The 23,832-nt window shown below is 33.2% G+C and carries 20 protein-coding genes and 1 pseudogene; 17 read left to right on the top strand and 4 right to left on the bottom strand.

What is annotated here, in order from left to right:
- The first annotated feature begins 343 nt into the window (after nucleotides 1-343).
- The 14 genes from JCM14822_RS14785 to JCM14822_RS14720 all read left to right on the top strand — a co-directional run bounded on the left by JCM14822_RS14785 (nucleotide 344) and on the right by JCM14822_RS14720 (nucleotide 15,476).
- Nucleotides 344-1,246: a DUF445 domain-containing protein gene (locus tag JCM14822_RS14785; RefSeq protein WP_054743124.1), complete on the top strand. Its 903-nt coding sequence runs from the start codon at nucleotides 344-346 to the stop codon at nucleotides 1,244-1,246.
- A gap of 40 nt (nucleotides 1,247-1,286) precedes the next feature.
- Nucleotides 1,287-1,958 carry a precorrin-6A/cobalt-precorrin-6A reductase gene (locus tag JCM14822_RS14780; RefSeq protein WP_054743123.1) on the top strand — a complete coding sequence of 224 codons (672 nt, stop codon included), beginning with the start codon at nucleotides 1,287-1,289 and terminating at the stop codon, nucleotides 1,956-1,958.
- Nucleotides 1,959-2,200: 242 nt separating this feature from the next.
- Nucleotides 2,201-3,172: an alpha/beta hydrolase gene (locus tag JCM14822_RS14775; protein WP_083461490.1), complete on the top strand. Its 972-nt coding sequence runs from the start codon at nucleotides 2,201-2,203 to the stop codon at nucleotides 3,170-3,172.
- Between the two features lie 35 nt (nucleotides 3,173-3,207).
- Nucleotides 3,208-4,746: a class I adenylate-forming enzyme family protein gene (locus tag JCM14822_RS14770; RefSeq protein ID WP_054743121.1), complete on the top strand. Its 1,539-nt coding sequence runs from the start codon at nucleotides 3,208-3,210 to the stop codon at nucleotides 4,744-4,746.
- 12 nt (nucleotides 4,747-4,758) lie between these two features.
- Nucleotides 4,759-6,345, top strand: coding sequence for a class I adenylate-forming enzyme family protein (locus JCM14822_RS14765; RefSeq protein ID WP_054743120.1), 1,587 nt, complete (start codon nucleotides 4,759-4,761; stop codon nucleotides 6,343-6,345).
- Nucleotides 6,342-6,578: an acyl carrier protein gene (locus JCM14822_RS14760; RefSeq protein ID WP_054743119.1), complete on the top strand. Its 237-nt coding sequence runs from the start codon at nucleotides 6,342-6,344 to the stop codon at nucleotides 6,576-6,578. The genes JCM14822_RS14765 and JCM14822_RS14760 overlap by 4 nt, the downstream gene beginning before the upstream one ends.
- Before the next feature lie 72 nt (nucleotides 6,579-6,650).
- Nucleotides 6,651-7,256, top strand: a complete 606-nt coding sequence (locus JCM14822_RS14755) for a hypothetical protein (RefSeq protein ID WP_054743118.1) — start codon at nucleotides 6,651-6,653, stop codon at nucleotides 7,254-7,256.
- Between the two features lie 157 nt (nucleotides 7,257-7,413).
- Nucleotides 7,414-8,073 (top strand): deoxynucleoside kinase, encoded by a 660-nt coding sequence (locus JCM14822_RS14750; RefSeq protein ID WP_054743127.1) that lies wholly within the window; start codon nucleotides 7,414-7,416, stop codon nucleotides 8,071-8,073.
- Between the two features lie 163 nt (nucleotides 8,074-8,236).
- Nucleotides 8,237-9,151 carry a quinolinate synthase NadA gene (nadA, locus tag JCM14822_RS14745; RefSeq protein ID WP_054743117.1) on the top strand — a complete coding sequence of 305 codons (915 nt, stop codon included), beginning with the start codon at nucleotides 8,237-8,239 and terminating at the stop codon, nucleotides 9,149-9,151.
- 1 nt (nucleotide 9,152) lies between these two features.
- Entirely contained in the window at nucleotides 9,153-10,472 is a 1,320-nt protein-coding gene (locus JCM14822_RS14740) for an L-aspartate oxidase (RefSeq protein ID WP_054743126.1), read from the top strand.
- The gene (gene nadC, locus JCM14822_RS14735; RefSeq protein ID WP_083461489.1) at nucleotides 10,435-11,292 is read left to right on the top strand and encodes a carboxylating nicotinate-nucleotide diphosphorylase; all 858 of its coding nucleotides are present in this window, start codon (nucleotides 10,435-10,437) and stop codon (nucleotides 11,290-11,292) included. The genes JCM14822_RS14740 and nadC overlap by 38 nt, the downstream gene beginning before the upstream one ends.
- 191 nt (nucleotides 11,293-11,483) lie before the next feature.
- Nucleotides 11,484-12,548 (top strand): peptidyl-prolyl cis-trans isomerase, encoded by a 1,065-nt coding sequence (locus JCM14822_RS14730; RefSeq protein WP_054743116.1) that lies wholly within the window; start codon nucleotides 11,484-11,486, stop codon nucleotides 12,546-12,548.
- Nucleotides 12,549-12,572: 24 nt separating this feature from the next.
- Nucleotides 12,573-13,178, top strand: a complete 606-nt coding sequence (locus tag JCM14822_RS14725; RefSeq protein WP_054743115.1) for an NUDIX hydrolase — start codon at nucleotides 12,573-12,575, stop codon at nucleotides 13,176-13,178.
- Between the two features lie 252 nt (nucleotides 13,179-13,430).
- Nucleotides 13,431-15,476 carry a YgiQ family radical SAM protein gene (locus JCM14822_RS14720; RefSeq protein ID WP_157047802.1) on the top strand — a complete coding sequence of 682 codons (2,046 nt, stop codon included), beginning with the start codon at nucleotides 13,431-13,433 and terminating at the stop codon, nucleotides 15,474-15,476.
- A gap of 860 nt (nucleotides 15,477-16,336) precedes the next feature.
- Here the strand turns inward: JCM14822_RS14720 and JCM14822_RS14715 are convergent.
- Genes JCM14822_RS14715 through JCM14822_RS14705 form a run of 3 tightly spaced genes read right to left on the bottom strand, consistent with a single transcriptional unit; the run spans nucleotide 16,337 to nucleotide 20,002 of the window.
- Nucleotides 16,337-17,290, bottom strand: coding sequence for an ABC transporter permease (locus tag JCM14822_RS14715; RefSeq protein WP_054743113.1), 954 nt, complete (start codon nucleotides 17,288-17,290; stop codon nucleotides 16,337-16,339).
- Between the two features lie 2 nt (nucleotides 17,291-17,292).
- Entirely contained in the window at nucleotides 17,293-18,483 is a 1,191-nt protein-coding gene (locus tag JCM14822_RS14710; RefSeq protein WP_054743112.1) for an ABC transporter permease, read from the bottom strand.
- Entirely contained in the window at nucleotides 18,476-20,002 is a 1,527-nt protein-coding gene (locus tag JCM14822_RS14705) for an ABC transporter ATP-binding protein (RefSeq protein ID WP_054743111.1), read from the bottom strand. Before JCM14822_RS14705 ends, JCM14822_RS14710 begins: the two co-directional genes overlap by 8 nt.
- 276 nt (nucleotides 20,003-20,278) lie before the next feature.
- Between JCM14822_RS14705 and JCM14822_RS14700 the strand changes: the two genes are divergently transcribed.
- Nucleotides 20,279-21,280 carry an IS110 family transposase gene (locus JCM14822_RS14700; RefSeq protein ID WP_054743110.1) on the top strand — a complete coding sequence of 334 codons (1,002 nt, stop codon included), beginning with the start codon at nucleotides 20,279-20,281 and terminating at the stop codon, nucleotides 21,278-21,280.
- 450 nt (nucleotides 21,281-21,730) lie between these two features.
- Here the strand turns inward: JCM14822_RS14700 and JCM14822_RS14695 are convergent, their stop codons facing one another.
- On the bottom strand, nucleotides 21,731-22,843 hold the full coding sequence (locus JCM14822_RS14695) for a BMP family lipoprotein (protein ID WP_054743109.1): 1,113 nt from the start codon (nucleotides 22,841-22,843) through the stop codon (nucleotides 21,731-21,733).
- Nucleotides 22,844-23,234: 391 nt separating this feature from the next.
- Between JCM14822_RS14695 and JCM14822_RS19530 the strand changes: the two genes are divergently transcribed.
- Both JCM14822_RS19530 and JCM14822_RS21265 read left to right on the top strand, forming a co-directional pair.
- Complete coding sequence (locus JCM14822_RS19530; RefSeq protein ID WP_306307353.1) at nucleotides 23,235-23,489, top strand: transposase; 255 nt, start codon at nucleotides 23,235-23,237, stop codon at nucleotides 23,487-23,489.
- Between the two features lie 130 nt (nucleotides 23,490-23,619).
- Nucleotides 23,620-23,832: pseudogene (locus JCM14822_RS21265) on the top strand (hypothetical protein); the annotation flags it as partial.

The following is a 23,832-nucleotide window of genomic DNA, read 5'->3' as shown; positions in this document are numbered from 1 at the left end:
TATGAGTAGCATTATAAGAAATACATTGTAGTTGTAATACTTTTGTCCGTAGTGTCCTAGTCCTTTCTAGGATGTTTAGATTTGGAGGAGATACCTTGGTGAGGGAATGGCTTCTCCATTTTTTTATTTTATGGTAATATTTAGAATAATTATAGAGGTAAGGTAATGTGAAATATAATTTACACAATGGCTTACCCCTTTTATATTTGATAGGTAATTGACTTTTGCAAAAAACTGCGTTTTTTGAGGGCATATAATCCGTAAATCTACAGTTACTTACTGGTCAAAATAAGAAAAATAATGTAAAATATATAAAAATAAATATAAGAAGTGGAGAAGTAAGATGAGTTGGAATATGTTATTTACACCTATATTAGGTGGTGTTATTGGTTACATTACAAATGGAATTGCTATTAAAATGTTATTTAGACCATTAAGACCAGTTTATGTATTTGGAAAGCAATTACCATTCACACCAGGTATTATTCCTAAAGAGAAAATACGTATTGCAAAAAGTGTAGGGAAAGTGATTAGTGAAGAACTTTTAAATGAAGAAGTACTTGCAAAAGTACTTTTAAAAGAAGAAATTTGTAAGGGTATAGAAAATAAGGTAGATCAATTTATTAAAAATAACGCGTATAATGAAGAGACGTTTGAGAATCTATTAAATCGTCTTGTGACAAAAGAACGTACAACTTACTTTAAAGTAGAAGCAGAAGAAAAAATCACGGCAGCTATTTACGATGAAGTGACTAAAATGGGCATTGGGCAAATTGTAGTAGATAAAGGTATTGAAGCTTTTAAAGAAGGTAAATTTTCATTAGGGGCTTTATCTATGTTTATTAATGCAAGTATGCTTGAGAGCCTTGGTGCAAAAATTGTACCAGTTATTGATGAAATGATTGCTACTGAAAGTGAAGCTATGATTAGAAAAGGTGTAGAAAATAAATCAGAGGCCCTTTTTCAAAGTACAGTTGGTGATGTAATGAATAAAGGTGCACTTTATAGTGAACTTATTAAAAGCATTGTTTTAAAATCATATGATTACATTGTACGTAAAAAATTAGGTGATGTACTTGGTACAATTAATATTGCAAAAGTTGTAGAAGACCGTATTGCAGAATATGATTCATTAGAGCTTGAACGTATGATTTTAGATATCATGAATAAAGAACTTAAGGCAATTATTTGGTTAGGTGCGCTTCTTGGAGTCCTTATGGGATGTATTATGACTATCTTTGCTTAATAAAAATTATGTTATAAAATAAAGTAGAAAGAAGAAAAATATGATTTGGATTATTGGTGGTGGCCCAAGAAGCTATCAAATTTGCAGCTACCTTAATGTTTTAAAGAAGTCTTATAAATTAACGACTATCACAGATTATAAACGTGATATGCCGCTAAGCTATACATCTAAAGCACTTTCTAAACCTTTAAATCAAGCGGAGATGGAAGTGTTTATCAATAAAAATGAAATACATCTTGTGATTGACCATAGTTATGAGATGGGTGGTGGCTTTTCAAAACTGCTGATTGAGGTATGTGGAAAGTATCAGGTAAAATATATTCGTTATGAAGAACCTTTACTGATAGACGAAATCCATAAACAATATGAAAAAGTACAAGTGATAGTAGATCAGAGCGAACTTAAAAGTTATCTTAAAGTGTGTGGACGTCCGATTCTTGTAGTAGACAATCGTAAGCTTAGAAGGATGTTCAAACATATAGAAGATGAAGTCTTATGGACATCAAAGGATGATATAAGACTTGAGACTTTTGAAAATAAACTCATAGAAAACCAAATACAGCAAGTCATAGCAAGTGAGGATAAAAATTTATTAATTTATGTAGAAGCCTGTCGTAGATTAGTAATTCCACTTATGCTTATAAAGCACAATAAATTACAATATCCTATAAGATGTTATGATTTATTGCAACTAAAAGAGTATTTACGTTAAAGTGAATACTCTTTTTTATTATAAGATGACTTATAATTTTGAATATGATAAAATATATAAATAATCTAAAAATGGGAAAGGGGGAAATAAAGTGGCATGGTCATTAAAAGATATGATGCAGCCAGTTATTGCAAGACTTTTTATTTACGGGATGAATCCCATAGAATTAGAACACGTTTTTTAAAACATTAGAAGAGGTTCCACTATTAAATGTACTAACGCTTGAACAAAAATGGGTAGAGCTGTGGGAAACTCGTGCACAGAAGTTTCGTAAAAGGGCAGAAGAGGCAGAGGAGAAAGGAAATTTACGTAGTGCAAAAACTTTTAGAAAATATGTAGTGCAGTTTGATTATGCACAGTTTTTGATTAATAGCAATGAAATTGATTTTAAAAAAGCCATTTATGAAAGGTTTGAAAGAGACTATGAAAAGTATACGAAGTATCTTTCAGGTAAAGTAGAGAAAGTAGCTATTCCATTTAAAGAAGATAAGAAGCTGGTAGGATATTTACACTTACCAAAGGTAGTAAAGGAGAAGTACCCTTGTATGATATTATTTCCTGGAGAAGGTAGCTGCAAGGAAGAATTAAATACGCTTGCAAGAGAATTTGCAGCTAGGGGAATAGTTGCACTTGCTTGGGATGGGCCAGGTACAGGAAATAGTTTGTTCAAAGAATCTATAAAAACGGGATTTGATAATCTAGAACAAAGTTTTAAGACTGTATTTGAGTGGCTTAAAAATATAGCATATATTGATGCAGCGCGTATAGGTTGTTGTGGACTATGCATGGGTGGGGGCTATGCGTATTTTGCATCAGCACATAATACAGAGATAAAGTGTTGTATTAATTTATTTCCACTTTTTATGACACAAGTTGATGATACTAAAATTCCAAGATGGATGATTAATAGTAAATGGACGAATTATCAAAGAGACTTAGAATATGCTGCATTAATGAATGAAATGAAAGCATTAGAAGAAGGGGCTGTAGCATGCTCTTATTTATTAGTTGAGAGTATGTATGAAAATTGGATGCCTCAAGAGGCAGTTACAAAATTGTATGATAAAGCAAAAGGCCATAAAGAAATGATTAGAGTAGAAGAAGAACCAGTGTTTAGTAATGGTGAAACGAGATTACATACAATGCCAGTAGGAGAACAGATGCATTGGTTAAAACATGCTATAGCAGATTGGGCAGTAGAACAATTTAAATAAGTTCTCTAAGATAGAAAGAGATTGGAGAATAGAATATGAAGATGGAAGAAAATTTTTTACGAAGATTTGAAGGTATAAAGGATAAACAGAAAGTCTTAATACAAGTTGAAAAAGAGACACTAACGTATGAGGAGTTTTTTGAACAAGTAACACAGATTAGTCTGAAAATGTGTTATTTGGGAATAGGGAAAGGTGACAAGATTGGTATTATGGTACCGAATTCAACAGTATGGTATAGCTTCTTTTGGGCAGCAGTAAAAATAGGTGCGTATCCTATACCTATTGATCCACAAAGTGGAATATGGGAATTGGAGCATTTAATAGAATATACAGAGATGAAATTATGTATTATTGCACCTAAATATCGAAGTAATAAGATTATGTCACATATGCAATCTATTAAACATATGAAAAATAGCTTAAAGACAGTAATTGTATGGCAGACTAATTATGAAATACCTGAAGAATTTCTATCTTTAGAAGAATTTATATCGTTAGCTATAGAGGGAAAAACTACAGATTATGAGCCTGATGAGGCAGATATATTATCATTAGCATGTACATCAGGAAGTACTGGCAATCCTAAAATACTAGAAGTTCCCTATAAAGGATTTTATAGAGCACTTATAGATATGTCCGATTATTTAGAGATTACATGTGAAGATATAATGCTATTAGGAATGCCGCTTTACCATCAAGGTGGTTTTGGTATGGGTCTGCAGACTGTATTAAAAGGTGGAATGGTTATTTATGAGTCGGAGTTTAATCCAGCTAACTTTTTAGATATCATAGAAAGTAAAAAGGTAACTATCATTCAGCTTACGACGACACTAGCTAAAATCCTTATTTCTAGGCCGGATATAAAAAGAAGGGACTTCTCTAGTGTGAGATTATGTTATTTTGCGGGAGAAATACTCACACAAGAGATTGTAGAGTATATTTCAAAAGAGCTAGGAATTAGAGTAATCAATATTATTGGTTCTTCTGAAACAGCTACAATGGTCATATGGGATTCTAAAAAAGACTGGGCAGTAGATTGTAATCATTTTAGAGAATTACCATTTACAACAGCAAAAGTAGTAGATTTAAATAATGAGGAAGTATCTATAGGAGAAATAGGTGAGCTAGTAGTTTATACAGCAGGTGTAATTAAAGGTTACTATAAAAATGAGATAGAAAATAAAAATAGCTTTTGCATAATTAATGGAAAAAGATATTTCAAGACAGGAGATATGGTGATAAGAGAAAATCAGCAGTATATTCGTTTCGTAGGACGATATAAGCGGATTATTAAGCGAGGGGCCAATCTAGTTTATGCAGAAGAAGTGGAAAAGTTTTTGCTTACACATCCAGGTATTGAAGCTGTTGCAGTTGTTAAACAGATTGATGAACTATTGGGAGAAGCCATTGTGGCTTATATACAAACCATAGCAAATGAGCAAATTAGCAGAGGGGAAATCTTAAAGTTTAGTAAGGGAAAAATAAGCGCATATAAAGTACCAGATAAAGTGGAAGTTGTTAAAGAAATACCACATGATATTGGTAAAATACAATTTAAATATATTAACTATTAAGGGGAGAACTATATGATAAGTTTTAATGCACAATATAATTTATACTGTAAGCGAAATGACGACACCCACGTTGCAATTCGATTTAATGAAGCTGAACTAACAGTTGGTGGATTAAAAAAACATGTGAGACATTTAATTAGAAACCTTGTAGATTTAGGCGTAAAGAAAGGAATGCGTGTAGGTTATACAATGGTAAATAATATTGATATTATTCCACTATTTATAGCAATTTCTCAAATAGGTGCATGCGCAGTGCCTTTAACATCAATATTACCTAACTATACTAAGGCAACACTTTTTAAAGAACGTGGTGTACAATTTGTGATCACCACAGGGAAAGAACTTGAGGGAATAGTAGAATGTATGAAAAGGGTAGAAGCAAATTATACAATTGCAACTATCGATGAAAATGATATAGGTACTTATAGTTTTAGCTTACCGTTATATAAGAAGATTAATGTAGATGACTACATTGTAGATGAAAATGAAATAGACTTAACATTAATGGTTGGTTCTTCATCAGGGACAACGGGTGTAGCAAAAATGGTGTATATGTTACAAGGAAATATTGGAGAAGAAATCAATGCTGTAAGAGCACTGAGTGAAGTGACAGAAGGTAAAAATAGTAAAGATGCTAGAAATTTAGTAGCCTTTCCAATTTCAACTTCTGTGGTACTTGTAATGATTGGTTTAATGTTTGCAGGCGAAACATTAATGTATTCAGAAGATTTGTCACCAGCACATTTTTTAGATCTTGCCGATAAGCTTAAAGCAACTAAAATCACAGCACCACCAGCTTATTTTGAACTCTTACTTCAAAGTGGTCAAATACCAAAACATGACTTACAGTTATTAGAGACAGTTAGTATGGGCATGGATTTTTGTTCTGTAGGACTTATTAAACGTTTAAGGGAAAATATGAAGGCACTTAAATACTTTAGTAACGGTTATGGACTTGTAGAAACCTGTAATGTGTATATGGTTAATGCTATTGATGTAAGAGAAAATCTGGATAAATTACATTATTTATATTTACCTAAAGAAGCCAATAATGTCATAGAAGTCAGAAATGATGAAGGACAAGTTGTAGGAATTGGTGAAGTGGGTGAGATTTACATAAAGGGAAATAATGTAGTACAAGGTTATGCTAATAATGTAGAAGAAAGTGAAATTTATTTCCAAGATGGATGGTTTAAGACAGGAGATATTGCAAGACGAGAAGATGAAAGAGGTATAACTTTATTTGGTAGACGCAAGAACTTTATTAAACGTGGCGGGAAGTCAGTTTCACCAATTATGGTAGAAAATTGTATTAATAAAATTAAAGGTATAGCTGGGTGTGGAGTGGTAGGTATACCACATCCTTTATATGGTGAAATGATTTGGGCATTTATAGTACGTGACCAAGGCGAAAAAGTGAGTTTAAGAGAGATTAAGAAACATTGTAAAGAAATACTACCTTATTATATGTTGCCAGACCAAGTAGAGTTTATAGAAGAAATTCCTAAGAATAAAGGTGTCGGAAAAGTAGATTATATTGCGTTACGAGAAATAGGTAAAAATAAATTAGAAGAACTGTTAGGGGGAGTACAGGAATGAATACGTTAAATTTAGAGTCATTTAAAGTAGAGGTAAGTAATTATATAGGGGTGGAACCAGAAGAACTTAATGAAACAACACATTTATATGATGATTTAGGAATAGATTCTTTAGGTATTTTTAGTTTAGGAATGTATTTAACAAACACCTATGAAGTGAAAGTACCGCTTTCTGAAGTAGCAGGTATTCAAAACATCAAAGATTTATATGAACTTATTTGCAAGTTTTACTAAATGATGGTAATATCAAATCATAGATTATAATTCACATAGAATTGACAACTATGGTTTTAGGAGGAGTACGTCATGAAAAAATGGATGAGTATGTTAGTATTAAGCGTATCAATGGCTATGCTTATATCAGGGTGTAACACAAATGGTACAAATACTACAAATCAGGTGACAGAAGGAAACAAAATAAATGAGGCATCAGGAGAAAAGCCAGCAGAAGAGAATGTGCCAGAAGAAACAAAAACGCAAGCTGGTGAGGAGCAAGTTATTTCAAATAAAGTACCTATTGAAGCAGTTTCAGAAGTAGATTTCTTAGAGGGATTAAATTTAGGAAGTGCATATACATTAGAAACAGCTGATGGCAATGTAGATATTGAGCTTTATGCAGCAGCTGAAGTTGACGAAAATGGTGGATTTGTTTTAGATGATGGTCAAGAATGGGCTCTTGTTGCACGTAAGGGAGATATAATTTATCCTTTAGTTGGATGTACTTATATTCAAAATGGTGGTTTAAATTATACAGTTTATATAGACTATGATCAAAATGAAATGCCACATATTTTAGTAGAAATACATTCAGGTTCAAGTATGAGTTACTATGATTGCACTTATGAAGCACAAGGTTTTATGCGTGAAACAATTCTTGATGCAGGCAATGTTAATGTGCTATATAAATTTTAAAATATTAAACATTTATAAATACATCTAATAAAAAGAGAATGCTTTAGCATTCTCTTTTTATTTTATGATGTTGACAAGCGTTCCATAAACACTTATGATTGAATAAGTTGACAAAATAAGAAGACATAAATGATGCTTAATGGAAGGAAAGGTGAAGATGTTGCTAGTTATTGGCGGTATGATCGGCTTAGGAAAAACAAGCGTAGCAGAAATTTTAGGTGAACATTTTGATTCAGAAGTATTTTATGAGAGTGTGGATGATAACCCAATACTTCCATTATTTTATACAGCAACAGATGAAGAGATTGAAAAATATCGTTATCCATTTTTATTACAACTTCATTTTTTAGATGCACGTTTTAAATGCATTAAACGTGCTTTTAGAAATAACAATAATGTACTTGATCGTAGTATTTATGAAGATTGGTATTTTGCAAAAGTTAATAATGAGTTAGGGCGTATCTCAGATTTAGAATTTGATGTATATAATGGCCTTTTAAATAATATGATGGAAGAACTTGATGAGCTTCCTAAAAAAGCACCAGATTTAATGATTTACTTAAAAGGCTCATTTGAAACAGTGCTTAGCCGTATTATGAAAAGAGGCAGAAGCTATGAATTAGATGAGCATTTAAAAGCTTATTATCATAAGTTATGGTCAGGCTATGACGAATGGGTAATGAAATATTATCATGCAAGTGATATATTAATTATTGATATGGATCAATTTGATGTAGTGAATCGCCTAGAAGATAGGGCAAAGTTAATTAAACTTGTAGAAGAAAAATTAAATAGTCAAAGAGAAGTAGCAGTTTAGTTATTAAAAACAAGCCATCACATGATGATTAAAATTATGTGATAGCTTGTTTTTTTATGAATTTAGAAATTGATAGCATGTGTAAAGACACATGTATTGATTAATTAAAACAAAAGTGCTATATTAGTTTAAAAGAGGAAACTAGAAAGGTGAGACAAACGCTATGGAAAAAGAGCAACTCATAGAAAAAATTAAAAAGTTAAAGCAGGAAAAAAATGCACTTATTGTGGCACATTATTATGTAGATGATGATATACAGGACTTAGCAGACTATATAGGAGACTCATATTATTTAAGTAAGGTCTGTATGATGAGACCTGAAGAGCTTATTATATTTTGTGGGGTACGCTTCATGGGAGAAAGCGCAAAGATTTTAAACCCTGAAAAAACAGTAATTATGGCAGAAGAATTAGCAGATTGCCCAATGGCACATATGGCAGAAGTAGCACGTATTCGTGAAGTAAGAAGCCAATATGAGGATGTGGCAGTCGTTTGTTATATTAATTCTACAACAGAAATTAAAGCATTAGCTGATGTAGTGGTAACATCAGCTAATGCATATACTATTGTAAGTAAGTTACCACAAAAAAATATATTCTTTGTACCTGATGAACATTTAGGACGTTATATTTCAAAGAAATTACCAGATAAAAACTTTATCTTTAATGATGGTTTTTGTCATGTACATACAAGCATTACACAAGAAGCTGTGCTAGAAGCTAAGCGCGTAAGACCTGAAGCAGAAATTTTAGTGCATCCAGAATGCAAAACAGAAATCGTAGATATGGCTGACTATGTAGGCAGTACTTCAGGAATTTTAAAATATGCAACTGAGAGTGATAAAAAAGAATTTATCATTTGTACTGAAATGGGGATTTTACATCAACTTAAGCTTGCAAATCCTAATAAGAAGTTTTATTCAGTAGGACATAGACAATTCTGCCCTAACATGAAACGTATCAGTATAGAAGATGTATATGAAGCATTAGCAACAGAAAGAAATCCTATTCATCTTGAAGGAAATCTAATAGAAAGGGCGAAAAGTGCATTGGAGAATATGCATGCACTGGCAAATTAATATGAAGAAGCAATATGATGTCATAATAGTAGGAACAGGTGTTGCAGGTCTTTTTTGTGCCCTACATTTACCTGAAACATGTAATATTTTAATGATTACAAAGGATGCTTTAGATCAAAGTAATTCTTATTTAGCACAAGGTGGTATTTGCGTTTTGAAAGACCAAGATGACTTTAAAAGTTATGTAGCAGATACAATGCGTGCAGGCCGTTTTGAAAATGATAAGATAGCAGTAGCAACAATGATTCAATCTTCTAGAGAAGTAATTAATGAACTCATTCATTATCATGTGGATTTTGACAAGGTAGATGGCAAACTAGTTTACACAAAAGAAGCTGCACATAGTACCAATCGTATTTTACATCATAAAGATATTACAGGCAGAGAAATAACAAGTAAGTTATTAGCTGCTGTTAAAGAAAAAACAAATGTAGAATTAGTACCATATTGTACACTTTTAGATATTATAAAAGATAGCAAAAAGGTAAAAGGTGTTGTTGTAAATTGTGAAGATGCACAAAAAACAATAAAAGCACCATATGTTGTTTTAGCCACAGGTGGAATCGGTGGACTCTTTATCCATAGTACGAACTTTAGACATATTACAGGAGATGGCGTAGCAATTGCCATTAAAAATGATATTACAGTGAAAGATATTCATTATATTCAAATCCATCCTACAACTTTATATAGTCAAAAAGATGGCAGACGTTTCTTAATCTCTGAAGCAGTAAGAGGGGAAGGGGCTTATCTTGTGAATAGTAAGGGTGAAAGATTTGTAGATGAACTTTTACCAAGAGATGTGGTTTCAGGCATTATTAGTAATGAGATGCAAAAAGAAGGTACAGACCATGTTTATTTAAGTCTTAAACATTTAGATGCTGACTATATTAAAGCAAGATTCCCTAACATTAGCAAAGCATGTGAAGAAGAAGGATATGATCTTGCCAGAGATTTAGTACCAGTTACACCTGCTCAACATTATTTTATGGGAGGTATTAAAGTAGATTTAAATGGACGTACTTCATTAAATAATTTATTTGCAGTAGGTGAAACAAGTTGCACAGGCGTACATGGTGCAAACCGCCTTGCGAGTAATTCTTTACTTGAAGGTCTTGTATTTGCTAAAAGAGCTGCTGAAGAAATTATACGTCAAAGTAAGATAATGCAAGTTGTAAGTGAAGAAAATATAGAATATAATGAATGTTTAGATGTAGAATTAGTTGAAGAAAAGTATAAACATTTACTTCTAGAGACAATCAAAAGAGAGGATGAAGACTTTTATGTTAGATGGTGTCATGAAAAATACAAATGTGGATGAGCATATTTTAGCTGCAATCAAAGAGGATGTTACAAGTGAAGATGTTACAACAATGGCGATTATGCGTCAGCCTAAATTAGGTGAAGCACAGCTTATTTGTAAAGAATCAGGTATTCTAGCAGGGCTTGGTGTATTTAAACGTACATTTGAACTTTTAGGAGACATCACAGTAACAAGTACATATCAAGACGGGGATGAAGTTCAAAAAGGAGACATCATCGCAGTATTACAAGGGGATATACGCGTTCTTTTAATTGGAGAACGTACAGCACTTAATTACTTACAACGTATGAGCGGAATTGCTAGCTTTACAAATGATTTAGTCAAAGAGCTTAAAGGCAGCAAAACAAAGCTTTTAGATACACGTAAAACAACTCCTGGTATGCGTCTTTTTGAAAAATACGCTGTAAAGGTTGGAGGTGGCACAAATCATCGCTACAACTTAACTGATGGTATTTTAATTAAAGATAATCACATTGGTGCAGCAGGCAGTATTAAAGAAGCTGTAAAACTTTGCAAAGATTATGCACCATTTGTACGTAAAATTGAAGTAGAAACAGAGAGCTTAGAACAAGTTTTAGAAGCAATTGATGCAGGGGCAGATATTATTATGCTTGATAATATGAGCTTAGAAACAATGGCACAAGCTGTTAAAATTATAGATGGCAGAGCTGAAACAGAATGTTCAGGTAATGTTAATAAAGAACGTTTAAAAGCAATTGGTGAAATTGGTGTAGATTATGTATCATGTGGGGCATTAACACATTCCGCACCAATCTTAGATTTTTCACTTAAAAATTTACATCCAATAGAAGCATAGTCAAGAAAAATAGGAGTATGGTTAAGATGCTATGCTCCTATTTTTATGCCTATACTTAAATAAATTTTAAGCATCAAACGTACTAAAATAATGCACGAAGTGTAGGCTGATATGTGGATATTAACTAAAAATTGTGTTAAAATATGACTAATTAGATATATTATACACTTAACTAAAGAGGGGCTGAAACAATGAGTTTAATAAAGAAAATTGCAGTATTTGGATTAATTTGTATAGTAGGTACAAATATGATTGGCTGTGGTAAGCAAGCAGCTGAAACAGCAGCTACAAATAGTACAGCTGAACAAACAAAGGATCAGACAAAAGATGAAACTAAAAGTGATGATAATGCACAAAAAGAGGATGTAGCTATTGCTAAAATTGGTGATACAGAAATATTAAGAAGTGAATTAGATGTTCAATTAAATTATCAAAAAGCATATCTTCTGATGAGTTATGGAGAAGATTTTTTAACTACAGATAATGGTAAAGAATATATGAAACAACTTAAAGAATATTTAGTTGGTAATATTATTAATATGAAAATAGCAGAGTTAAAAGCTGAAGAATTAGGTCAACTTCCTAAAGAAGAAGATATTAATAAAGCTTTTGAGCAGCAAAAAGCAAATTATGGAAGTGAAGAAGAATTCAAAAAAGAATTAGAAGCAAGTCAAATGACAGAAGAGGATTTAAAGAAAGAAATAAAAACAGCACTTACAGCACAAAATATGAATACATATTTAGGGAAGGACGCTAAAGTAACAGATGATGAAGTAAAACAATATTACAAAGATCATGTTGCGGATTATTCAAATCAAGCAGGTGCGACTATTTCACATATTTTAGTTAAAACAGAAGAAGAAGCTAAGAAAGTTAAGACAGAATATGATGGTGGTACAAGTTTTGCGGACCTTGCAGGTAAATATGGTACAGATGGCACAAAAGATAATGGCGGTTCTTTAGGATTTATCCCATACAATACACAAAATTATGATCAAGATTTCATGGCAGCTGCTAAGAAGTTAGGTGAAGGAAAAGTTTCTGAACCAGTTAAAACACAATTTGGGTGGCATCTCATTAAAGCAGAGGGTATTCAAAAAGAAGATGTAGTCAAACCATTTGAAGATGTAAAAGAAGAAGCATCGGCAGCTTGTCTCAAAGAAAAACAAAATAAACTTATTACAGATCAACTTGAAAAATGGAAGGAAGAATTAAAAGTTGAAACATATGACGATGTAATTGCAACAATAGAATAATTGTAAGAATAGAAGGGAAAGTCAATGAAAAAAGGTAGAATTCAAAGTTTGGAATTATTAAAAGCAACAAAGTTTTTAAGTCTTTACGAAGCAAAGTATAAAAACAAATTCAACGAAGATAAAAAATGGATTATCGCATCACGTAAAGATGAGGCTACATTAAGTGCACAGTATAACGGGGAAAAAGAAGAAAAAGTAGATGCCGTTGTAATACTTGCCTTACATGAAGAAGAAAAGTTAGTAGTCATTAAACAATTTAGAGTACCACTTAATGATTATGTCTATGAACTTCCAGCTGGCCTCGTAGATGGTGATGAGGAGCCATATGCAGCAGTGACTAGAGAACTTAAAGAAGAAACAGGACTTGACCTTGTACAAATTTATGAGAATAAAAGTAATCCAAAGGCATATTTCTCAGCTGGCATGACAGAAGAGTCAGGTGCACTTGTATATTGCAGTTGTAAAGGTAGTCTTTCAAAAGATGGACTAGAAGCTGATGAAGATATTGAGCCAATGTTACTTACAAAAGAAGATGCAAAAGCACTTTTAGCAAGTGATGTAAAAATGGATATTAAAGTTTTCTTAGTGCTTCAAAGCTTCGCACAATTGGGGATGGATATTTTAAAATAGATTGGTAATTACGAAAAAAATAGTAAAATGACCTTAATATGTAAAGGGGCATGAATGAATCAACGTTCATGCCCTTTTTACATATTTCACTTTTTCGTAAAAAGCGTCGACATATTGAATAGTGATATCAGAAAATAGTAAGAATAAAGTAATTATTGTAAAAACTAAATAGATACTATCAAAAACTATACAGAAAGTGTTATAATCGATAAAGTAACGTAAAATTAAAGATGACAAGCAGGTGACTTAATGATAGAAAAAGATTTCTTACCTATTTCCCGTGAGGACATGGAAAAAAGAGGTTGGGAGCAATGTGACTTTGTTCTTGTAACAGCTGATGCTTATGTAGATCATCACAGCTTTGGAACAGCTATTATCTCAAGAGTACTTGAATATGCAGGATATAAAGTAGGGATTATTGCACAACCTAACTGGAAAACAACTGAAGACTTTATGAAACTAGGGCGTCCTAGACTTGCCTTTCTTGTGAATGGTGGGAACATGGACCCAATGGTTAATCACTATACAGTAAGTAAACGTCAAAGAGAAAGAGATATGTATTCTCCAGGCGGTAAAATGGGACTTCGTCCAGACCGTGCAACAATCGTATATTGTAATAAAATCCGTGAAGCTTATAAAGATGTAAATATCGTTATTGGTGGGATTGAAGCAAGTTTACGTCGTTTTGCACATTATGATTACTGGTCAAATCAAGTACGTAAATCTATTTTAATTGATAGTGGTGCGGATCTTTTAATTTATGGTATGGGTGAAAAACAAATTGTGAATGTAGCCGATGCTTTAAATGATGGTTTAAATGCAAAATATATTCGTTATTTAGATGGGACATGTTATATAGCAGACAGTTTAGAAGAAGTTTATGAATATAGATTACTTCCTTCTTTTAAAGAAGTAAGTGAAGATAAAGTAAAATATGCTGAGGCGTATGCGATTCAAGAAAATGAACAAGACCACGCAAGAGGTGAAACACTTGTTCAAGAGCATAATGGTAAATATGTGGTACAAAATAAACCAGAGATTCCATTAGACACAGCAGAACTTGATGAAGTATATGGCCTGCCATATATGAGAACATATCACCCTATTTATGAAAAAGATGGTGGGATTCCAGCCATTGAAGAAGTTCAATTTAGTTTAGTAAGTTCTAGAGGATGTTTCGGACACTGTAACTTCTGTGCGATTACAATGCACCAAGGAAGAGTTGTAACAGCTAGAAGTCAAGATTCTCTTGTAGATGAAGCCGTAGAGATTACACATATGAAAGGCTTCAAAGGTTATATTCATGACGTAGGTGGTCCAACAGCCAACTTTAGAGGACCAGCATGTAAGAAACAATTTGAACATGGGGCATGTAAACACAAAGAATGTTTAACACCAAATCCATGTAAAGCAATGCATGTAGACCATAGTGAATACTTACAATTACTTCGTAAAGTAAGAAGTGTACCAGGTGTTAAAAAAGCCTTCATTCGCTCAGGTATTCGTTATGACTATGTTATGGCAGATAAACACAATGATGAATTCTTCAAAGAACTTATTGAGCATCATGTAAGTGGACAATTAAAAATTGCCCCAGAGCATATTTCACCTAATGTCCTTAAATACATGGGTAAACCATCAGGTAAAGTATTTGATGAGTTTTGTGATAAATTCTATAAAATCAATGAAAATCTTGGTAAAAAGCAATATATTATTCCATACTTAATGTCAAGCCACCCAGGTAGTACATTAAAAGATGCGATTCAACTTGCTGAATATTTAAGAGATATTCATTATCAACCAGAACAAGTACAAGATTTTTACCCAACACCAGGTACACTTTCAACAGCTATGTTCTATACAGGATTAGATCCAAGGACAATGGAACCAGTATATGTACCAAAAACAAAACAAGAAAAAGCAATGCAACGTGCTTTACTTCAATATCGTAATCCAGCTAAATATGATATCGTATATGATGCCCTTATGTTAGCTGGTAGAGAAGATCTCATTGGTTATGGTCCAAAATGCTTAATTCGTCCAAAGGAAGACCGTTATAGACGTGGTAATGGCGGCGGAAAAGATAGCTTTAGAAAAGACGCTAAAGGTGGCAAATCATCAAATAGCAGATCCAATAATGGGAAAACTAGACAAAGCAGAGGAAATAACCAAGGTAAAGCAAGAGGTAAAGAATCACATGCAAAATCAATTAATGGTAAAATAGCATTAGTTAAGGGTAAACAACAAGGCGGAATGAAACAATCTAATACACGTTCAAAATTAGTTAAGAAAAGATAAAAAAGAAGTCATTATAAGATTCAATGTCATTAAGTTAAGATGACAAAAAAGATTGACAAGTCTAAAAAAATGTGTAGTCGCTCGCATTACTGACTGAATATAAAGGTAGTGCGAGCGGCCCTTGTAATTAAAGGAAACTTAGTTACAAGGGGATATATATGAAACCAAATTAAAAGCTTTTATTAAATGAAATCCAAAAGATAAGTAATAATCCGCATGATTATTGTACTAATCCAAATTGTGATTTTTTTATGCACAAGAAAATTGCCCATGAATAAGGTTTTAGCTACAATTGTTGGAATGGGGAGTGGAAACCTTACAAATGAATTATTAGATCATCTGCAGAGAAGTCAACGTCTTTTGCATTTGTTCAGCAGAGAAAAAAGATAAAGCCCGAAGCGTTTATTTATCATGATGTAATAATACAAAAATGAACATAATGCTTTACAAAAAATGGTCGATTGTTTTACAATTCCTAAAGCTCTCGTTATTGCTGATAGAGATTATGAATCTTTCAACAGTATAACAGTATGGCTCACATTCGAGAGAAAGTATGCGTCTTTCTTATTCGAGTTAAATCAACTGTTTGATTATTTACTACTTAAAAACAAGAAATCTGAAACTACTAAATTCTATGAATTACGTTTTCGATTATAGGGTGGCATAAATTTTTATAATTGAATAGAAATTTTAAGACAGATGCAAATCTTTCTGTTTGTAGTGCCTAAAAATAAAAAAGAAGTTGAAGAAATGAATCTTCAACTTCTTTTTTATAAAGAGTATGTTTCTAACACAATAATGTTAACTTAATGACATTGTGCAAGATTGCGTTACTTCTTTTTTTATTAATCTATATTAGATTAACGTTTACCTGGGTCAAATGTTTCCCCTGCAGCTTTTGGTGCTTGTGAAGATTTTGAGAAAATTACAAGTGCGATGAGTGTTACGATATAAGGGAAGATTTTTAAGTATACAGGTGGAATTGTAGCAAGTTCTGGAATAACTTGTGATACGTTTGAAATTGTACTTGCAAAACCGAAGAATAATGTTGAACCAAGGATACCTAATGGTTTCCATTGCCCGAAGATAAGAGCAGCTAATGCTAAGAACCCGAATCCTGATACACTTCCGTTAAATTCTCCAGAGAAAGTAACGAGGAAGATACCACCACCAAGTCCAGCAAAGGCTCCTGATAAAAGCACACCGATATAGCGCATACGTCCTACATTAACACCTGCTGCGTCAGCTGCATGTGGATGTTCACCACAAGCACGAAGACGAAGACCGAAAGAAGTCTTATAAAGAAGGAAGGTAAATACAATGAGAATTGCAAGTACAATCCATGTTGTTGAGTAAGTGTTAGTGAAGAATAATGCCCCAATAACAGGGATATCTTTTAAAATTGTAATATTCTTTTTCGCTAATGTTGTTCTAAGTACGATATTACCACTACCTGTAATATTTCTAGCTAAGAAAACAGTAAGGGCAACAGCAATAAGGTTAATTGCTGTACCACTGATTGTCTGGTCTGCTTGTAAGTTAATACTTGCAAATGCGTGAAGGAGTGAGAATAATGCACCCACGATAAGGGCTACAAGTAACCCGACAAAAATAGTCCATGTTTGACCTGGGAAGCTTGCTTGTAAGAAGTAAATTGTAATACCACTTGCGAAAGAACCCATAATCATAAGACCTTCAAGCCCGATATTAACAATACCACTACGTTCACAGAAAAGGCCACCAAGGGCAACGATTAAAAGTGGAATTGTATAGGCGATTGCATAAGGAAAAATTTGCTCAATAATAGCCCACATGATTATTCGCCTCCTTTCTCTTCTTCTGAAGCGTCTTGAGGTGGGAATAAACCTACTGTATCCTCATTTTTAGCTTCTGTATTTTTTACATTAGTATCGATAATTGGTGCTACTGGAGTGATAGGTTCTACTTTTTCAACTTGAGCAGCTAGTTTGGCTTTTTTCTTAGCAGCTAGTTTATTTAAGAAACGCTCTACGATAATACTTGTTGCTGCGAAGTAGATGATTGTTGCAATAATTGTATCTGCAATTTCAGGTGGAACATCTGTCATAACGCTCATGAATCCACGACCAGCATAAAGAAGACCGAAGAATAAAGCTGAAAGAAGTGCACCAATAGGTGTATTGTTACCTAATAATGAAACTGCAATTCCATCGAAACCTTGAGATGGCATGATACCAATTTGCATGTTTGTTGCGTTACCTGCATATTGTGTGAGACCAGCAAGACCAGCGAGTCCCCCTGCAATCATAAGAGAGAGGATAACATTTTTATTAACTGAAATACCAGCGTATTGCGCAGCATGTGTATTGAAACCTACAGCTTTAAGTTCATACCCAAAACTTGTTTTATCTAAGATAATTGCAATAATGATTACAGCAATAATTGCGACAAAAATACCTAAGTTAATATATGAATTACCGAAAAGACTTGAAAGCCAAGGTGCACGTAGTGTGCTGCTATCTACAATCGCACGAGATTCAGTTGAAACTGTACCATTTGGGAAGTTATCTTTAATAACATAATAAACAATCCAGTAAGCTACCCAGTTCATCATGATACATGAAACTACTTCATGTACATTAAAAACAGCTTTTAAAAGTCCTGGAATGAAAGCCCAAAGGGCACCACCAATGAAGGCGATTAAAATAATACAAGTAAGCATAGCTGGACGAGGAAGTTCTACTGTAAGACAAAAGATAGTCGCACAAAGACCACCAGCTAACATTTGTCCAGGTGTCCCAATGTTGAAAAGACCAGTTCTAAAACCAAAAGCAACAGAAAGACCAGTTAAAATAAGTGGAGTAGCAGTTGCAATTGTATTTCCGATACGCTCAAGAGAAAGAGTACCACCTTGAATAAGGTAGATGAAACCTTCAATCGGATTATGGCCTGTTACAAGCATTAAAAGAGCACCGGCAATAAGTCCTAAAAAGACAGCTATAATAGATATAAGCCCTTTTTTATTCATGGTTAGAATCTCCTTTCACACCTGCCATCATAAGGCCAATTTCATTTTCATTTGTATCAGCAGCATTAACAATGCCGATAAGATCACCGTTGTTAACAACAGCAATACGGTCAGATACGTTCATAACTTCATCAAGTTCAAGTGAAACGAGAAGTACAGCATGTCCAGCATCACGATGTTCGATAAGTCTTTTATGAATATATTCAATAGATCCTACGTCAAGACCACGTGTTGGTTGAACTGCTATAAGTAATTGTGGTTCACGTTCCATTTCACGTCCGATAACTCCTTTTTGTTGGTTACCACCTGAAAGTGAACGTGCTAAAGAAGCACCACCTTCACCAGAACGTACGTCAAAAGCTTTAATAATTTTTTCTGAGTAATCGTGAATTGCTTTACGGTTAAGGAAGCCAAATTTAGAAAATGGTTGTTGTTTATAAACTTGTAAAACCATATTGTCTTCTATTGTATAGTCAAGTACGAGACCATGTTTGTGACGGTCCTCAGGAATATGTCCAATTCCTTCTAATGTACGTTTGCGGATAGAGTAGTTAGTAATATCTGTACTACCAACTGAAATCTTACCTGATTCAAGTTTACGAAGACCAGTAATGGCTTCAATGAGTTCTGTTTGTCCATTGCCTTCTACACCAGCAATACCGACGATTTCACCAGCTTTTACTTCAAGAGAGAAGTTTTTAAGTCCAAGTGTTTTTTTGTTATTTAAAACAGATAAGTTTTCTATTTTTAAAATAGTTTCTTTAGGCACGCTAGGTTTCTTTGCTACTTTGAAAGTAACAGGACGACCTACCATCATTTGTGCCATATCTGCTTCAGTAGTGTCTTTAACATCTACTGTACCGATGTATTTACCACGACGGATAACAGAACAACGGTTAGCGATTGCCTTAATTTCTTTAAGTTTGTGTGTAATTAAAATAATTGATTTACCTTGTTTAATAAGGTTTCTCATAATTTCAAGTAAATCTGTGATTTCTTGAGGAGTAAGTACAGCTGTAGGTTCATCAAAAATAAGAATATCAGCATTACGATAGAGCATTTTTAAAATCTCCACACGTTGTTGCATACCTACAGAAATATCTTCGATTTTTGCATATGGATCTACATTTAAACCATAACGTTTAGAAAGTTCCTCTACACGTTTGGCAGCTGACTTAATGTCAACTGTTAAGCCTTTTTTAGGTTCAAGCCCTAAAATAATATTTTCAGTAGTTGTAAAATTGTGCACAAGCTTAAAGTGTTGGTGTACCATCCCAATGCCTAAGTCGTTTGCAACATTAGGGTTTGTGATTTTCACTTCTGAGCCATTAATCTTGATTATACCACTAGTTGGTTGATACATACCGAACAGCATTCCCATAAGAGTCGATTTACCAGCACCATTTTCTCCAAGGAGGGCATGTACTTCGCCGCGTTTAAGTTGAAGTGTAATATTATCATTCGCCACGATTCCTGGGAACTCTTTTCTAATATTTAACATTTCTACTACATAATCCATATTTTCGCCTTGTATGATGTATTTAGAAGCAAATACACATACTTTTCCTTTCTTTTGATTTGTGATTATAATACATTCAGATGCTGTAGACTTTAGATTGTTTTTCTGTGGTTCGACTACTTAAAGGAGTGTATTGCCACAACTTTATCTGAATCATTTATAGCTGGATGTGCCTAGGCTATTTTATTGCCTATAAGTACTTATCTCAATCAAGTCTATGATGATAAATGTCTGTGTAGTGTCACAGTATCAACACTTATGAAGGGAGATATTCCTATGATTTATGTTGACATTGATATTGCCAAATTCAATCATTTCGCCTCAGATCTATCTTCTGATGTTGAAATAATACTTCAACCGTTTAAATTTACAAATGACTATGATGGCTTCCAAAAGCTGATTTCCAAACTCAATTCCTTTGAGAAAGACAGCCTCATCATAGGTCTTGAATCAAAGGCTCATTATGACAACAACCTTGTTGAATTTCTTGTTTCAAATAACAATAAGGTTTGTGTCATCAACCCTATTCAAACATCTACTATGCGTAAAAATAACATTCGCAAAACGAAAACTGATAAGGTTGATACCCTCATCATTGCTAAAACTCTATTAATGTATTCTCATAGGTTCTTTACTTCTTATGCTATCGATTTACTTCATCTAAAGAACCTAGGACGTTTTAGACAAAAACTCATCAAACAACGTACGCGTCTTAAAATACAGCTGATGTCTTATGTAGATCAGTCTTTTCCAGAACTACAATACTTCTTCAAATCAGGCATTCATATGGATACCTGTTACGCTCTTCTGAAAGAGTCTCCATCTGCAAAAACTGTTGCTTCTATGCATTTGACTCATTTAACTCATCTGCTTCAACTCGCCTCACATGGCCATTTTAAAAAGGATACAGCGGTAAATTTAAGAGTTCTAGCACAAAAGTCTGTCGGCTCTAATGACAGTTCTATATCTATTCAAATAACTCAATCTATTGAACAAATTGAATTACTGGATAGCAAAATTGATAAAGTGGAATCTGAAATGGCTCATATTCTAAATCCTGTAGATTCCGTTATCATGACCATTCCTAGCATTAATGCTATAAATGGTGGCATGATTTTAGGTAAAATTGGCGATATTACGTGCTTTTCTTCTTCTAGTAAGCTATTAGCATTTGCTGGGTTAGACCATGCAGCATATCAGTCAGAAAACTTTAGTACCAATAACACAAGAATGTCTAACATAGTTCAAAACCTTTACGTTTCGCACTGGTTAATGTAGCACATAATGCTGTCAAAAATAATAAAAAATTTAAGTACTACTATGACAAAAAATGAGTGAAGGACGTAGTCATTATAATGCCTTAGGTCATTGTGCTGGCAAACTAGTCCGTATTATTTATAAAATGCTGACCGATAATATATCATTTAATCTAGAATAATATTTTTACAATAGTATTACTTTTAAGGGCTTTTAATAGCTTTATTAAAGTTACCCATTTTTAGGTAAAATTAAACATAAAAATCTTAGCTAATTTTTTACTTGACTTTTCATAGTTGGTCTCCTTTACTATATTATATAACATTATGAGTTATTTATAAGGTATATATTAAAAAAGACGGATTATCCGCCTTTTTTATTCAAACAAGTAGCTCTTAAACAAGCGCTTAAAAGCTATTATATCATATTATAAATATACAAACAAGTTTAATAAAATAACGTACTACCTAATTATTTAACGAAAGCACCATCATCATTGTTATCGGCGATAGTGATTTCACCAGATTTAATTTTGCTATAAATATCATTTACTGTTTTGAGTGTGTCTTCTGTTAAGTTAGGATTTTCTGCTGGAATACCTACACCATCATTTGTAACATCAAGTATTAAAGATTGACCACCTGGGAAATTACCGTTTTGTTCAGCAACAATCATATCATGAGTTGCTTGATCGATATATTTCATAGCAGATGTAAGAATAACAGATTTGTTATTTTCAGTATCATAAATACCATCGTTGTATTGGTCAACGTCAACACCGATAACCCAAGCATTTGTATCACCATTTGTTGCACGTTGTTTTGCTTCAGTGATTGCACCAACACCAGTACCACCAGCAGCAGTGAAGATTACATTTACACCTTTATCATACATTTGAGCTGCAACTTGTTGTCCACCAGCTTTATCATCAAATGATCCTTGATAAAGAATGTTTGATTCATCTAGAGTAATGTTTGTATTTAAATTTTCATTTGCATAAGCTATACCTTGTTGGAATCCCCAGTTAAATCTTTGAACAGCAGGAATTTCCATACCACCAATGAAGCCGAAGTTAGATTCTTTTAATTCTACTGCAGCAGCTACACCAGCTAAAAATCCAGATTCTTGTTCAGCAAATGAGATTGCTACTGTGTTTGGTCCAACAATATAATTTCCTTGACCATCATTTGGGGTACCGTCTAAGAGTACAAATTTTGCATCAGAATAGTCCTTTTGTGCTTTGAAGATAGCTGTTTCAAATTTGAAGCCAGGAGCTACGATGAATTTGAAACCACCATCATAGAGATTTATAATTTCTTTTAAGTAATCACTTTCAGATGTGCCAGCAGGTTTTATGTACTTTGTTTTTTTTGAATCAGATACTGTTCCTTGAATTCCTTCCCAAGAACCTTGATTGAAAGAACGGTCATCAATTGTACCAGAGTCTGTAACCATACCAACCTTAAACTCTGTTTCAATTGGTTCAAATTTTTGTGTTGTAGCTGTTTGAGCACTACCGCAACCAACGAATGCTCCCATAGATAACATACTGCATAAGGCAACTGCTAAAAATCTCTTTCTCATAAATATTCACCACCATAAAATTTTTATGTATAAGGTATTTAGACACCAACAAACCTTAATACGTCTATTATATAATAGTAAATTTTATTGCTTATTTCAATGCAAAATACATTAATTCTTCTATTAAAATTATTTAGAAAAATTAATTGAGATAATTTCATAATTTTTATCCCTTGATTTTACAATGTTTATATTGCATATAAAACAGTCTACCCCGATTCGATATACATTTTAAGCAAATAATCCACATCGAAAGGAGTAAACTGTTAAATATGTATTGACAACAATCTTTAATTATTTTAGACGAATTTTACGAATTGAAACCTCTTACTAAACTTGAGGCTATATTGACTTTTATTGATTTTACATTTTTTCTTGAAATATACCCTGAATCTTTTCAAGACGAGTTCCTAAAGGCTATTCTGAAAATGTAACTTTTCCTAACAGGGGAGGTAAACTTGATACTAATGGTAACTTTATTAAATGGTTTGGTTGGAAAATGCATGCATTAGTTGATACTGCTAGTGGTATTACATTATCGTACATGATTACTCCAGCTAATGTAGCAGATATGGATATGGCAGAGCCACTTGTACAAAAATTAAAGGAAGATTATGAAGAAATATTTAAACCTTCATACTACTAAATGGATGCAGGCTATGATAAATCTGAATTTTATCAGGCCCTCAAAAATATAATGGTCAAGGTATTATTCCTATCAATTGGAGAAACACAAAAACATCGCCACAAGGTATAAACCTTGAAGGACAGCTAGTATGTGCTATGAATCATCCATACGTTTATGGCGGGATAATGGTACAATACGCATTTTATGTCCACATATTTGTTGCAAATGTTCATGTGAAATGGGTTCTAATTGGTGTACAAGTACATCAAGTGGCTATATAGGAAAACTAAAGATAAAAGATAATCCACGATTTATAAGTTCACCATTTATAGGAACAGAGTCCTATAAAAAACTGTATAAT

Source organism: Cellulosilyticum ruminicola JCM 14822, from assembly GCF_001311925.1.
Taxonomy (GTDB): domain Bacteria; phylum Bacillota; class Clostridia; order Lachnospirales; family Cellulosilyticaceae; genus Cellulosilyticum; species Cellulosilyticum ruminicola.
This window is presented reverse-complemented; position numbering and strand designations above follow the sequence as displayed.